The organism is Pseudomonas defluvii, from assembly GCF_001695625.1.
GTDB lineage: Bacteria > Pseudomonadota > Gammaproteobacteria > Pseudomonadales > Pseudomonadaceae > Aquipseudomonas > Aquipseudomonas defluvii.
The window spans coordinates 14,589-28,239 of sequence record NZ_MBPN01000022.1 but is presented as its reverse complement, the minus strand read 5'-3'; the positions used below and the strand labels follow the sequence as shown (position 1 = coordinate 28,239).

At 60.3% G+C, this 13,651-nt stretch carries 10 protein-coding genes and 1 pseudogene; 4 read left to right on the top strand and 7 right to left on the bottom strand.

What is annotated here, in order from left to right:
- Positions 1–66: 66 nt before the first annotated feature.
- Positions 67–1,218, bottom strand: a complete 1,152-nt coding sequence (locus EKA13_RS08610) for an acyl-CoA dehydrogenase family protein (protein WP_065758974.1) — start codon at positions 1,216–1,218, stop codon at positions 67–69.
- A gap of 250 nt (positions 1,219–1,468) precedes the next feature.
- A complete protein-coding gene (locus tag EKA13_RS08605; protein ID WP_065758973.1) occupies positions 1,469–1,654 on the bottom strand; it encodes a tautomerase family protein in 186 nt (61 codons plus the stop codon).
- Positions 1,655–1,794: 140 nt separating this feature from the next.
- Here EKA13_RS08605 and EKA13_RS08600 point away from each other — a divergent pair, with 140 nt between their 5' ends.
- Positions 1,795–2,880, top strand: a complete 1,086-nt coding sequence (locus EKA13_RS08600) for a CE1758 family FMN-dependent luciferase-like monooxygenase (protein ID WP_065758972.1) — start codon at positions 1,795–1,797, stop codon at positions 2,878–2,880.
- A gap of 296 nt (positions 2,881–3,176) precedes the next feature.
- Entirely contained in the window at positions 3,177–4,727 is a 1,551-nt protein-coding gene (locus EKA13_RS08595; RefSeq protein WP_065758971.1) for a Fic family protein, read from the top strand.
- A gap of 62 nt (positions 4,728–4,789) precedes the next feature.
- Here EKA13_RS08595 and EKA13_RS08590 read toward each other — a convergent pair whose 3' ends face one another.
- The 4 genes from EKA13_RS08590 to feaR form a co-directional block, all read right to left on the bottom strand.
- A complete protein-coding gene (locus tag EKA13_RS08590) occupies positions 4,790–6,811 on the bottom strand; it encodes a TonB-dependent receptor family protein (protein WP_065758970.1) in 2,022 nt (673 codons plus the stop codon).
- A gap of 204 nt (positions 6,812–7,015) precedes the next feature.
- A complete protein-coding gene (locus EKA13_RS08585; RefSeq protein ID WP_065758969.1) occupies positions 7,016–7,876 on the bottom strand; it encodes a transporter in 861 nt (286 codons plus the stop codon).
- A 94-nt stretch (positions 7,877–7,970) separates the two neighbouring features.
- Positions 7,971–10,082, bottom strand: coding sequence for a PQQ-dependent dehydrogenase, methanol/ethanol family (locus EKA13_RS08580; RefSeq protein WP_065758968.1), 2,112 nt, complete (start codon positions 10,080–10,082; stop codon positions 7,971–7,973).
- 178 nt (positions 10,083–10,260) lie between these two features.
- Complete coding sequence (gene feaR, locus EKA13_RS08575; protein WP_065758967.1) at positions 10,261–11,193, bottom strand: transcriptional regulator FeaR; 933 nt, start codon at positions 11,191–11,193, stop codon at positions 10,261–10,263.
- Positions 11,194–11,254: 61 nt separating this feature from the next.
- Between feaR and EKA13_RS08570 the strand changes: the two are divergent.
- Positions 11,255–11,799: pseudogene (locus EKA13_RS08570) on the top strand (hypothetical protein); the annotation flags it as partial.
- Positions 11,800–11,939: 140 nt separating this feature from the next.
- Here the strand turns inward: EKA13_RS08570 and EKA13_RS08565 are convergent.
- The gene (locus EKA13_RS08565; protein WP_065758964.1) at positions 11,940–12,755 is read right to left on the bottom strand and encodes a LysR family transcriptional regulator; all 816 of its coding nucleotides are present in this window, start codon (positions 12,753–12,755) and stop codon (positions 11,940–11,942) included.
- 124 nt (positions 12,756–12,879) lie between these two features.
- Here EKA13_RS08565 and EKA13_RS08560 point away from each other — a divergent pair, with 124 nt between their 5' ends.
- On the top strand, positions 12,880–13,614 hold the full coding sequence (locus EKA13_RS08560) for an SDR family oxidoreductase (protein WP_065758963.1): 735 nt from the start codon (positions 12,880–12,882) through the stop codon (positions 13,612–13,614).
- Positions 13,615–13,651 lie beyond the last annotated feature (37 nt).

Genomic DNA, 13,651 nt, shown 5'->3' with positions numbered 1-13,651 from the left:
GCCCGACCGGTTTGACCGGGAGCCGCACGAACTGACTGTCACGGATGGACGACCGATGCCGCCCGATCAATAGATCTTGCTGGTCTGCGCCTTGCCCAGATACAGCTTGCCCAGGCCGAACAGGTTCAACGGCGACAGGACAAAATGCTTGGAACCGACATGGATGTCGCGCAGGCTGCGCTCCAGCGCACACGCCTTGTAGACCCCCTTGGAGCCGGTCAGGCCATGGAGCTGGTTGACCGCGTTGACGGCATGCTCGTTGAGCATCGACCCAGCCAACCCGACCCGCACGTTCAGGCCATCGCCATCGGCCTGTTGGGCGTGGCTGATGGCGTCCTCAAGCAACAGCTGGGCGGTGTGCAGTTGCGCCAGCACGATGCCGGTCTTCTCGCAGGTCAGGGCGGCCACGCCTTCGTCGGCCGGCACGGTGCGCTCGTCGCGAAAATACTCCAGCGCGCCCTTGGCAACGCCCAGCACGGTTCCCATCGCGGCGATGGTGCCGAAGTCGTAGTAGCCCACCTTGTAAGCCAGGGAATCACGCGGTGCCGGTGCTTTCTTCAGCGCCTCGGTGTCGACGCAGTAATGGGCTGGAACCCAAACATTGTTGCACTCAAAGTGGTTGCTGCCGGTGCCGCGCATGCCCAGCACATCCCAGGTCTTGATGATGCGGCACTCGTTGCGCGGCACGAAGAACATGCGAACCTGGGGTTGCGAACCGTCGGCGACTTCCTGCTTGAGCGTCGCAGTGCACACCAGCCAGTCAGCATGCGCCGAGCCGCTGGCAAAGCCCCACTTGCCGCTCACACGGTAGCCATCCTCGACCGCGATGGCTTCGCCGCCCGAATGGATCGCGCCCACCACAAAGCCGTGGCAGGAACTGTAGATTTCCTGCGCGGCCTGCTCAGGCAGGTAGTCGGCCAGGCGCCCCATGGCGACCTGCACCATGACCTGCCACGAGACCGAGGCATCCAGCGCGGCCAGGCGCTGTACGATCTGCGAAATGACGCGGATATCCAGTTGCTGGCCACCAAAGGCCTTGCTCACGCACAGACGGGAAAAGCCCAGCTTGAACAGCTCGGCCATGACTTCGGGATGGGTTTCACCGTGTTCTTCGGCGTAGTCGCTATGCCGCAGGATCAGCGGCCGTACCGCCTCGATACGCGCCATCCATTCCTCCGCCTCGGCAGGCAGGTCACGCCACTGCATCAATGTCTTCATGTTCAGCTCCTTGCTGGGTGGGATAAATCCTGGGGTCCGTGTCGACATCGAACGAGGCCAATGTACGCATACAGTCGTACTGTTGCAAGCCCTTCGTACAGTCTTTCTGTAAAAGGCCGCATGTAAACGCCATTCACTGAAAACGGGTTGAAAACACCGTTAAACATCAGCTCGCACAGGGCACTGCCCAGATATCTGTAAGGCAATGCATAGAAAGACACGGTGCCGCACACCGTCCCCCAGGTGGGCATCAACGCTCGTCGAAAGGGATCCCGCCCTTGGCCTTGTCGCCAGGCTGCGCCTCGACGATCTGCACCACCACGTGCTCGCGGGCAATTTCGAAGCTGCTGGCAACGGCCTCTGTGACCGAACGCAGCAATTTCTTCTTCTGCTGCTCGGAACGGCCGGCGGTTGCATAGACGATGACTTCTGGCATGAAGGGTCTCCTTGTCTGCTTATCCATGGACGTCGCGGCCAAAGCGCCGGCGACAGAACGATAATACGCCGGGGAAAAGGAGTTGAACAGTTCGCGTACATGCGTACAATCGAAAAAAATCTCGACTACTGGAGGCAAGGATGCAATTCGGAATCTATAGCGTCGGCGACGTGACCCGCGACCCGACCACTGGACGTAGCCCGAGCGAAGCCGAGCGACTGCAGGCCATGGTGCGCATCGCCCTCAAAGCCGAGGAAATTGGCCTGGACGTGTTCGCAACTGGCGAACACCACAACCCACCGTTCGTGACCTCGTCGCCCACGACGCTGCTGGCATTCATTGCCGCACAGACCTCCCGCCTGATTCTTTCCACCTCGACCACGCTGATCACCACCAACGACCCGGTACGCCTGGCCGAGGAATATGCCGTGCTGCAGCACCTGTCGGGTGGGCGCATGGACCTGATGCTCGGGCGCGGCAACACCGCGCCGGTCTACCCCTGGTTCGGCAAGGACATCATGCAGGGGCTGCCCCTGGCACTGGACAACTACGACCTGTTGCACCAGCTCTGGCGGGAGGAGAACATCGACTGGGAGGGGCGCTTCCGCACGCCACTGCGTGGTTTTACCTCGATTCCGCGTCCACTGGACGGCCTGTCACCGTTCGTCTGGCATGGTTCGATCCGCACCCCAGAGATCGCCGAACAGGCGGCGCGCTACGGGGACGGTTTCTTTGCCAGCCATATCCTCTGGCCCAAGGGTCACTTCCAGCGCCTGGTCACCTTCTATCGCTCTCGCTACGCCTACTACGGCCATGGCACTCCTCAGGAGGCCATCGTCGGACTTGGCGGGCACATCTACGTCAACCGCCAGTCGCAAGTCGCCCGCGAGCGTTTCCGCCCGTTCTTCGACAACGCGCCGGTGTACGGCTATGGCCCTTCGCTGGAAGAGTTCATGCGCGATACCCCTTTGTCAGTCGGCAGCCCTCAGGAAATCATCGACAAGACCCTGACCTTCCGCGAGCAGTTCGGCGATTACCAGCGCCAGCTGTTCCTCTTCGACCATGCCGGTATCCCACTGCCTGAAGTGCTGGAAATGCTGGAGCTGTTCGGTAGCGAGGTCCTCCCAATTCTGCGCCGTGAAACCGCCAAGGCACGCCATCCCGGCGCGGCCCCGGCGCCGACCCACGCCGGTCGGCTGGCGCAACGCGCACCGCTCGAGGTCTGAGCAAGAAAATTCGATGTCTGCCGGCTATCACCCTGATCGAGCATCAGTGGGCAGTGTCCTGCCAGGACTCGTCCAGCGTCGAGGAGGCCGGCTTGCCGCCATGGATCAAAGATCCGTAGCGCCGACTTTACGCCTGGTTGTAATGGGCCTCTAGCGTGTTATCGTTTTCAGCAAAACTAGTAGATTCGTTATCAAATCTAAGTGATCGTTAGCGTTTTCGCGCCCACCAAATTACTGTTTTCACCTACCATTTCCTTCTGGCTATCATTTTTAAGCTCTCATTAGGGGATTCGACAATGCAAGTAGGTTTCAAGGCACTCGCCGATCACTACGGTATCGCACTTGCACAACCCCTACGCGTCGAATCGGTGATCGGTACAAGACGGATGAGTCGCGAGAGCAACGGACATATCGAGGGCAAGTATCCGGCCAGCTACCAGCCGACGGACGACTTCGCGGGGCATTTCGAGTTTGGGCTCAAGTATGAAGAAATTCACCTCGAGTTTTTCGCCCGGTTGTTTGCGGCTGTTGGCCCAGAGCCCATCGAAGCCTGGTGCCGACAAGCGCCCTTTGGCCAATATGCCCGCCGCACCGGATTCCTGTACGAGTGGCTGACCGGACAACGGCTGGATGTACCAGATATCAAAAATGGTGGCTATGTCGATGCCATTTCGCCACTGCAGTACCTGACCCGCGTTGAGCCACTGCGGATACGGCGCTGGCGCATCAACGATAATCTGCCCGGCGTGCCGGAGTTCTGCCCCCTGGTCCGCCGTACCGAATCCGTACAGGAAGCACTGCAATTTGACCTGGATGCGGCACTGCGCGAGCTGAACCAGACCTTTGGCGCAGACATCCTCATGCGCACAGCCAGTTGGCTGACATTCAAGGAGTCGCGTGCGAGTTTTCTGATCGAGAAAGAGGCAGACAAGGCCGACAGGATCCAGCGGTTTGCCCACGTGATCGCCAAGTACTGTGGCCATATCGAGGATCCGCTGAGCAACGACAGCCTGCACAGGTTGCAAGCCGGTATTTTGGGGCATGACGCCCTCGGACTTGGCCTTCGGCACTCGCCGGTCTTCGTCGGGCAAGCGACCATGCGCGAGGACATCGTGCACTACATTGCGCCGCAATTTGAGGTGCTGCCGCAACTGCTCGAAGGCCTGAAAGCATTCGAACTGGCAACGCGGGGCGCCGAGCCGCTGGCTCGAGCAGCGGCTATCGCTTTCGCTTTTGTATACATCCACCCCATGCGGGACGGCAATGGCCGGATCCATCGCTTCCTGATCAATGACACACTGATCCGCGATAAAGTGGTGCCAGATGGCGTGATTTTGCCAGTGTCGGCCACCATCACGAGCTCGATCGATTTCCGGGCACGCTACGACCGTACGCTGGAGGTGTTTTCGCGGCCACTCATGCAACGATACGCAGCATCCTATCGATTTGGCGAACTCGTCGTCTACAAAGATGGCACACAAAGCAACCTTGTCTTCGATGACTACAACGACGCGCAATTCGCATGGCGCCATCCAGATTTGACCGAACACGTTCTTTACACGGCTAAGGTCGTTGCGCATACGGTCCGTACCGAAATGGCAGACGAGGCCCGTGTGCTGGTTATTTTCCAGCGTGCTCAGGAACGGCTCAAAGAGGTGCTGGAAATGCCGGATCAGGATGCGAGCCGGATCATTCGTTCTCTCAAGGAGAACGGCTGGCAGGTATCTGGCAAGCTGAAAAAAGCGTATCCGCAACTGGACGACGCTCACCGGGCAGAACGTGTTGTGGAAGCCGTGCGCTCAGCATTCGAAGAACCGGACTCGGTTAAGGACCCGGACAGTCTTTGAGATCGGTTTCTAAATCAGCGGTACGCGTTCGTGTACCGCAAGCTGAGCACTGCCCTCCCCACTCAGAACTGTACCTTCAGCCCTGCATAGAACGTCCGCCCTGGAGCAGGTTCGTAGTAACGACCAGCATTGTCATTGATCCGCAAGTTGTCGTAGTAACGCCGGTCCGTGAGGTTATCCAGCCCCACATAAGGCTCCAGATTTTTCGCCTTGCCCTTGAGTGACATACCGGCACGCAGGTTAACCACCGCATAGCCACCCACCCGTGCGGTGTTGGCGCTGTCCGCGTACTGGCGGTCATAGACCGAGGTGTTGATGCGTGCATACCAGTTGTCCCAGCTATAGCTCAGCTCACCAAACAGGCTCGTCACGGGGATGCCCGGCAGGCGCTTGCCATCGTAATTCTCGAAACTGCGGTAGCTGTAATCATTGAGGCTGTAGGCGGTGGTCAGTTGCCAGTGCTCGTCGGGCTGCCAGCGCGCGCTCAGTTCCAGGCCGTCGCGGCGGGTGGAGCCGGCATTGCGGTAGAAGGTACGGCCATCGACATAAGGCACCAGCTCATCGCGTGTGTCGATGCGGTAGACCACCGCTTCGTAACGCCAGTGGGCGGTTTCGCCCTTCAGGCCGATTTCCTGGTTGAGGGCGTGGGCCGGCTCCAGGCTACTGTTGAAACCGCCTCCCGTGGGGTTCGCCAGTTCGCTGACCGTCGGGGTTTCGAAGGAGGTCGCAACGCGCGTGTAAAGGGTGTGGTGCTCGTCCAGGCGATAGCTTAGGCCTGCGCTGTAGTTAAGGTCGCGCAAGACCCGATCACCGGAGTCATCGCGGCCATCACTGAGGAAGTGATCGTCGATGCTCAGACGCACTTCGTCATGGCGCAGGCCGAGGCTGAGCATCCAGTTTTCGCCTAGCGCAGTCTGGTTTTCAATGAACAGTCCAAGGCTCTGGGCCTCTTCACGCTGACGTTGGGTCAGGGCACCTTTTTCGCCTCCGATGAGGTTGTTGTTGCGATCACGGTCGTCGCGCAGGGATTCCAGGTCTGCTCCGAACGTCAGCGTATGGCTCAGGCCGAACCAATCTGCGACATGGCTGTAGTGCGCGCCGACACCATCGAACAGTCGCTCGTAGCTCGTCTGCCCGTTGGCCGCCAACGGTAGATGGTTGGTGAAGTCGCGCTGACCAACGTAGCTGCGTACCTGATACGTATCCTCGCCCACCGACTGGCCGTCCCAAACCAGTGACAGACGCTGCTGGGTGATGCGCTCGTCAGCGTCGAAGCTCAGGCTTTGCGGACGCGCCTGATGACGATCAGTACGAACCTGATCGAGCGTCAGACCACCGGGGTCTTCGGATCGATTGTCGAGGGCGTGCAAGCTCAGCGCCAAACGGCCGGTCTCACCCCACCAGCGCAGTTTGCCAGTGAGATTGTTGGCTTCGCTGGTAGCGTGATCACGATAGCCATCCACCTGGGTCGAGCTGACCGCCACCAAGGTGCCGAAGTTGCCTTCGGTGCCGCTGGCTTCGACGCTCCGCCAGCGATAGCCGGAGCTGCCAAAACCGAAGTTGCCGGATACGCTCGGATGGTCGCCCGGCTCGCGGGTGTTGATCGCCAGTACGCCACCGGCGCCGTTGCCATAGAGCACCGCGGCCGGGCCGCGGATGACTTCCATACGCTCCACCAGGCCGATATCGACGCCGTCGAGTTCAGTCTGGCCGTCGGGCATGGTCAGGGGAACGCCGTCCACCAGCACGCGGATGCCGCGCACGCCGAAACTGGAGCGCGAGCCGAAACCGCGGATCTCCGGCCGCAGGCCCTGGGCGGCGTTGTAGCGGCTCTGCACGACGACACCGGGCACGCTGGAAAGCATATTGCCGAGAGTCAACGCCTGCTCGCCACGGCTGTCAGCGGCATCTACGACGCTGGCCGACAGCGCGGTCTGCGCCCACTGGTCACCGGTGCGGGTAGCCGTGACGACTACCGGTTCGACTTCGACGGATGAGTCCGCCAGAGCGCCGGTGGTGGTCAGTAAAAGTGCGCCGAATGCATTACGGCGATGTGCGGCACGGTGCCGCTGGTTATTTTTCATGGGTTGTTCCACTTGGCAGCGCTGGACATTTTCCAACGTACCGGGGCGCCCTCTCTTGGGTTGGACGCTGTTTAAGGCAGACCATGCGCAAGCTCACAGGCACATGGCTATTAAGCAGGACTTAGAAGCGCAGGGTACGAAGGTTGGTCACTCGAAGGCAGGAAGTTGGGGCCGCCGTGCGGCCCGTTACCCCAGCGAGTCGGATCAATAGAAATACGCCAACCGAAACTGCAGCGAATTATCGATCTTCACCCCCTCACGCACCGAGGTGTCGTGCATCACCTGCCCCATCAACTGCAATTGCTTGTTGACCATGGTCGCCATGGTGAAACCGACAGTGCCATTGTTGTGGCTGGTGGCCAGGGTCTCGCCGTCGAGGGTTTCCCGTGCGCCCCAGTTGTGCCTGTAGCTGATGGCGGCATAGGTGTCAGGCGTGAAGTTGTAGCGCAGGTGATTGTGCAGCTGCAGCAGCGTGTCCTTTTTCGCGTCGGTAGAGCGCTGATCGTCATAGAACTCAGCTTCGGCGATCACATCCCAACTGATTTTGTCAGTCAGGCCCTTGATGTAGCCCACCTGGAAGTCCACGGCCCAGCGGTTGTTGCTGAGGGCAAAACCTTCGTTCTTGTCACTGCCGGTAGGTGCCGTGAAGAACACCGACCAGCCAAGGTGCTCGTTGTGTTCCAGATCGCCGATGGTCCACAAGGTGCCGCCGAAGGTGATGTCGCCCAGCCCTGACGTCTTGCTATGGCTAGCGCCGATGTCCTGCTGGCCGAAGGGGATAACGATCTGTGGGTCCCAGGTATACCCGGTGCCGAAAAAGTCGGTGAAGTGGATCAGACGCAGAACGCCGACGGTCATGTCCAGGTCGAGGTCGTCGGCGACCTTCTTGCCGCCGGAGTAGACCTTGTCGCCGCGCGGGTTCTGCTGGTAAAGCACGACCACGTCGGTGCCCTTGGGCAGCGCCGTATAGTCACCCGGATCGGGCTTTACGTCGGCCAGCGCGGACAGGGAAATACCAAACACAGCCAGGCCGGTCGCCAGGGTCGAGGGACTGATGATCTTCATGGTGAACTCTCGTTGTTGTTTTTGTTGGCGTGAAGCGCCCCGGGCAGCCCCTTTTCAGGGGCCACCAAGGCTTTGGTTGGGTTGGCGGTGAGACTTAGTGCGCGGCAGTGGCCTTCAGGTCGGCCTGGAGGTCATGGGTGCGCTTGATCAGGTACTGACGGATCAGCTCCATGTCCTCGCGCTTGAGGATGTCGGAGAAGTTCGGCATGCCGCGATAGATCAGCGCGCCGCTGACGAACGCCGGGAAGGCCGCATGTTTGTCCTTGGTCAGGTAGCGCAGGTCCGGGACCACACCACCGCTGATGGCGTTGAGGCCATGGCAGCCGGCGCACAGGCCGTTGAACATACCGCGGGCCTGAACCAACTGCTCCGGCGTGGCAGTCAGTTCAAGGTCGACGTTGGGGAACACAGGTGCCTGACGCGGCGGCGGCAGTTCACCCTTGGCGCCCAGCTTGAAGGCGATGATCCGCGACTCTGGCTGCACCTTGCCCTTGTTAGTCAGCGGCCCGGTCAGCAACGGCAGAATACCGCCCCAGCCCACGGAGAACGCCACGTACTGGTCGTTGCCAACGGTGTAGGTAATGGGTCCGGCCATCACGCCGGAGTTGGCACGGTGCTCCCAGAGTTTCTCGCCCTTGTCGGCGCTGTAAGCCACAACCCTTCCATCGGCGGTGCCCTGGAACACCAGGTTGCCGCCGGTGCTCAGGGTGCCGCCATTGCCTGCACTGATGTACGCCTGCTTCCAGGCCGGCGCCTGCTTGACCGGGTCCCAAGCGATCAACTCGCCGGTCCAGGCGTCGCGGATCTGGTTGAGGATCTTCGGGTCTTCCGGCAGGTCGGGCACGTCCAGACCGAAGTTCACCACCGACTTGTTCGGGAAGAACACCGGCTCCTTGGCCGACTTCAGCTCGGCCAGGGTGTGCTGGGCCGGAATGTACACGTAACCGGTGTTGGGGTTGTAGGACATTGGGTGCCAGTTGTGTCCACCGAGGAAGCTCGGCTGTACGACTTTCGGCTCCTTGGAGTAGTCCGCGGCGCCAGTCAGCACCGGACGCCCCGTCTTCAGGTCAATCTCACTGGCCCAGTTCACCGGCACGTAGTTCTTCGCCGAGATCAGCTTGCCGTTGGTGCGGTCTAGCACATAGAAGAAGCCGTTCTTCGGCGCCTGCATCAACACCTTACGCACTTGGCCGTCAACCTTGATGTCGGCGAGAATCATGTGCTGAGTTGCGGTGTAGTCCCAACGGTCCTGCGGCGTGACCTGGTAGTGCCAGACGTACTCGCCGGTGTCCGGGCGCAGGGCCAGGATCGACGAGACGAACAGGTTGTCGCCCTTGCCCTCGCTGCGGAACTGGTAGTTCCACGGCGAGCCGTTGCCGGTGCCAATGTACAGAAGGTCCAGCTCCGGGTCATAGGCCATGGAGTCCCAAGCCGTGCCGCCGCCGCCCCACTTTACCCAACTGTCGCCGGTCCAGGTTTTGAGGGCCATGGCCATCGCCGGGTTTTCCGGCGGCAGCTTCGGATCGCCCGGTACGGTGTAGAAGCGCCAGGCTTCCTTGCCAGTCTCGGCGTCGTAGGCGGTGACATATCCCCGCACGCCAAACTCGGCACCGCCGTTGCCAATCAACACCTTGCCTTTGACGATGCGCGGGGCGCCGGTGATGGAGTAGCTCTTGGAGCGATCGAGAATGGTGTCCACCGACCAGACTTCCTGACCCGTAGCCGCGTCGAGGGCGATCAGACGGCCGTCGAAGCTGCCGACGTAGACTTTACCGTTCCACACCGCGACACCACGGTTGACCGGGCCGCAGCAGCCTTGGCTGAGGTTGGCTGGCGGCACTTTCGGATCGTACTTCCACAGAAGCTCACCGGTGGCCGCATTCATCGCATAGACGATGCTGAAGGCACCGGTGGTATACATCACCCCGTCAACCACCAAGGGCGTCGCTTCAGTACCGCTGTCGATATCCAGGCGAGTGGTCCAGGCCACGCCGAGCTGGCTGACGTTCTTGTCATTGACACCACTGAGCGGACTGTAGCGCTGTTCATCATAGGTACGACCGTGGCTCATCCAGTTGCCGGGTTCGAGATTGGCGTTAACAAGGCGTTTCGTATCGACCTGGGCAGGGTGCGTGCTTTCCACAGCCGAGGCATGCAGGGAGGAAAGCAGCAATGGGAGACCCGCCAGCAGAAAGAGGGTTTTCATGTGTTTCTGACTCCAACGACACATTTATTGTTTTTATGAATCCACAGGGCAGACCGCCCACGCGGGTCACGCAATAGCAGGGCTTGCGCTACGTAGAGGTATTAGAAGTTTTGCGGGAGGGCTGCGCTTGACTGTGGCCGCCAATTCAGTTGGCATTTTCTGCCAGTACCGACTGGGCTTACTTCTGGAACGCATGCGCCCGGTAATCACGGGGCGAGACTTCGAACTGACGCTTGAACGCCCGGCTGAAATGGGCAACATCGACAAAGCCCCACTTGAAGGCAATCTGGGTGATTGACTGACTGCGCAATGGCGGGCTGCACAGGTCATGGGCCACTTTACTCAGGCGGGTTCGGAGTATGTAGCGCGACACGCTTTCACCGTGCTCTTCAAACAGGCGATAAAGGCTGCGCACAGACGTGTGCAACTGATCGGCGAGATAGGCCGGGCCCAGATCGACATCATGCAAAGACTCATCCACCAGGCGCAGCGCAGTCAAATACAGATTACTGCTTTCCAGCGGATGCTCCTGCCCTTGCGCCTGGCCGGACATCGCCGGCAGCACCAGGCTGACCAGCGCACTCTGGATCGCCTGTCCATCGTCACCACTGGCGGCACCGTCGCCAAGCATGCCGATCGACTGCACCAGCGAACGTACCATGCGACTGGAAACGTTATTGCGCGACAGTTTGCCGAACAGGTTATCGCCCTTGAATTTGCAGGTGACGATGTCCCGGGGCAGATGCACCGAGACGTTCTCCACCAACCCCAGCGGCTCGATTTCGAACAGCCTCGCCGAGTCCACCAGTGCAATGTCCTCCGGCCCCAACTCCACCTCCACCCCGGCCTGACGGATCCGCTGGCGGCCGCTGCGCTGATAGATGAGGAAGCAGTGACTGTCATCACTGTCGATACCGATACGCTCACGACTGATCAAACGGGCATTAGTACGGATATGCGCCGTATCCAGCGCCCCAATCGCCTGGCTGTGGATTTCGCCGATGAAATGCCGGGTAAGGCTAGAAGGCAGCGTGCTGAAATTGCCGCAGATGCTGCGTAGGGACTGGCACCAGCGTTCGAATCCGATCTGCTCGCTTGATGACAGGAACATGGCGCCTCCAGGATCTATTTTTATTAACATATTATCTAAATTGCTGGAGGGCAAGGTCTGGGGTGGTCGCTTCGTAGTGCTGGACCAGATCAACCGTGACAACGTTTCGAAGCTGGCGCCAGCCTGGACCTACCACATTGGCGCCATGGCCATCAGTGATGGCAATGGCGCCGAAGACCAAATGACGCCGTTGCAGGTTGGCGACAGGGTATTCATCTGCACCCCGCACAACAACCTCATTGCACTGGACCCCGACACCTGCGAGTACTGCCAAGGCTTCGGCAAAAATGGACAGGTTGAACTGAAGGTCGGTCTGGGCAATGTGCCTAAAGCCTATTACCAGCTGTCCTCGGCGCCCCTGATATGAGCTGGGCATTCGACCTGCCGATGCAACCAAGCCTGATCGATTTCACCAAGGCTGACGGCGGCAAAGTCCCCGCCGTTGTGATCGGCACCAAAGCCGGCCAGATCTATGTGCTGGACCGCAACACTGGCCAGCCGCTAACCAAGGTTGAAGAAGTTCCGGTCAAGGCGGCCAACATCCCGAACGAGCCTTACTCGCTGACCCAGCCGAAATCGGTAGGCATGCCGATGGGCAGCCAAAGTGGCCCGATGACCTACGTATCGCCAAAGACGGGCAAGCAGTGCGTCGTCATCACCGCTGGCCGCTGCTGAAGATTGCCTCCTCCTTGATTTTGCAAGCTCAAGGTCGACAGCACGGTCGAATTACAGATTCACGCCGGGGGTCAACGCATGGCGTCACGCAGTTGCACCAACGCCGGGTTGTCCAGTGCCTGGGCCGAATAGCACAGGCCAATGCGGCGTTTGAGATCAAGCATGGGCAATGACCGTACGAGAACTTCAGGCTGCTCTTCGGCCAAGGACTTTGGTACCACCGCGATGCCCTGACCGGCAGCGACCAAGGCCAGTGCCAGCCTGAAGGAACCGGCCTGGGCTTCAGGCGTGATGGCGCCCGCGCCATACAAGGGCAGCAAGCGCTGATGACTGGCATGGCCTGGGCATGTGATCCAGGCTGCCTGCTCCAGTGCAGGGTCGACGGTCGACTCACCTTCCGCCAGGCTGAAGTCCATAGGCAGCGCCAGCACATAAGGCTCGCTCCACAACGGCAAGAACAGTTCGTCTTCACAACGCAGTTCCTCGCTCGCCAGCCGAGCATCTCCTTCACAGCCCTCCAATAGCCCCAGTAACACGCCGGGAACGAGTTGACTCGCGCCGCGAATCAGCGCCTGAACGTAACACCGGGCTATGTCCTGCTCCACGCCGACCTGCAGCAGCACACGGTGACGCTTTTCTCGAAATTGTCGGGCCAGACTGTCGACATCCGCCACCATGCGTCTGGCCTGCGGGTAAAGCGCGCGAGCATCTTCGGTGACCTCCACCCCACGCGCCTGGCGCACAAACAATGGGGTACCCAAGGCTTCTTCCAACAGCTTGATGCTCGCGGAAAGTGCCGGCTGGCTGAGGTGGATACGCTGCGCAGCAACCGTGATGTTGCGCGCCTCAAAAACGGCGATAAAAGCGCGAAGCTGGCGGTAGTCCATTGCTTACCCATAACAAAAACCGATGGCAGGAAGAAGAATAATCCATTTTTCAGGCTTTCAAGAGAAAGCCTATAGTTTTGCCCACTTCAAGCCATCAAATATTTCGATCCCAGGAGCACCTTTCATGACGACTACCGGCAAGCCCCTCATTGTCATCACCGGCGCCAGTTCCGGTATTGGCCAAGCCACCGCCCGACTGCTCTCCCGTCGTGGACACCCGCTGTTACTGCTGGCTCGTCGCCTGGAACCCATGCTGGCACTGAACCTGCCTGACACCCTGGCGGTATCAGTGGATGTAACCCACCGCGCCGCGTTGCTCGACGCGGTCGCCCAGGCCGAGCAACAGTTCGGCCCGGTGGATGCCATCATCAACAATGCCGGAGTCATGCTGCTGGGCGATATCACCCGACAGGACCCATCGGAATGGGACCAGATGCTGGACATCAACGTACGTGGCCTGCTCAACGGCATCCTCGCCGTAGCCCGTGGCATGGTAGAGCGTAAACACGGCACCATCATCAATGTCAGCTCCGTCGCCGGGCGCAAAACCTTCTCCAACCACGTGGCCTACGTCGGCACCAAGTTCGCCGTCACAGGCCTTTCGGAAAACCTGCGTGAAGAGTTGGCCCCCCACAACGTCCGGGTCATCACCATTGAGCCAGGCGCGGTGGAAACCGAACTGCTCAGCCACACCACCGAGGAAACCATAAAGACCGGTTACCACGCTTGGAAACAGGACATGGGTGGCGTGGTGCTCTCGGCCGACGACGTCGCCAATGCCATCGACTACGCCTATGGCCAGCCCCAAGGCGTGTGCATCCGCGAGATCGTTCTGGCAGCGACCCGCCAGCAGGCCTGATGCCCAACCACGCGCCCCTGGACGGGCCAGGCGACGC

Bases quoted from the DNA above. Each gene is read 5' to 3' on its own strand.
- EKA13_RS08610 (WP_065758974.1), bottom strand. From the start codon at position 1,218: ATGAAGACATTGATGCAGTGGCGTGACCTGCCTGCCGAGGCGGAGGAA.
- EKA13_RS08605 (WP_065758973.1), bottom strand. From the start codon at position 1,654: ATGCCAGAAGTCATCGTCTATGCAACCGCCGGCCGTTCCGAGCAGCAG.
- EKA13_RS08600 (WP_065758972.1), top strand. From the start codon at position 1,795: ATGCAATTCGGAATCTATAGCGTCGGCGACGTGACCCGCGACCCGACC.
- EKA13_RS08595 (WP_065758971.1), top strand. From the start codon at position 3,177: ATGCAAGTAGGTTTCAAGGCACTCGCCGATCACTACGGTATCGCACTT.
- EKA13_RS08590 (WP_065758970.1), bottom strand. From the start codon at position 6,811: ATGAAAAATAACCAGCGGCACCGTGCCGCACATCGCCGTAATGCATTC.
- EKA13_RS08585 (WP_065758969.1), bottom strand. From the start codon at position 7,876: ATGAAGATCATCAGTCCCTCGACCCTGGCGACCGGCCTGGCTGTGTTT.
- EKA13_RS08580 (WP_065758968.1), bottom strand. From the start codon at position 10,082: ATGAAAACCCTCTTTCTGCTGGCGGGTCTCCCATTGCTGCTTTCCTCC.
- feaR (WP_065758967.1), bottom strand. From the start codon at position 11,193: ATGTTCCTGTCATCAAGCGAGCAGATCGGATTCGAACGCTGGTGCCAG.
- EKA13_RS08565 (WP_065758964.1), bottom strand. From the start codon at position 12,755: ATGGACTACCGCCAGCTTCGCGCTTTTATCGCCGTTTTTGAGGCGCGC.
- EKA13_RS08560 (WP_065758963.1), top strand. From the start codon at position 12,880: ATGACGACTACCGGCAAGCCCCTCATTGTCATCACCGGCGCCAGTTCC.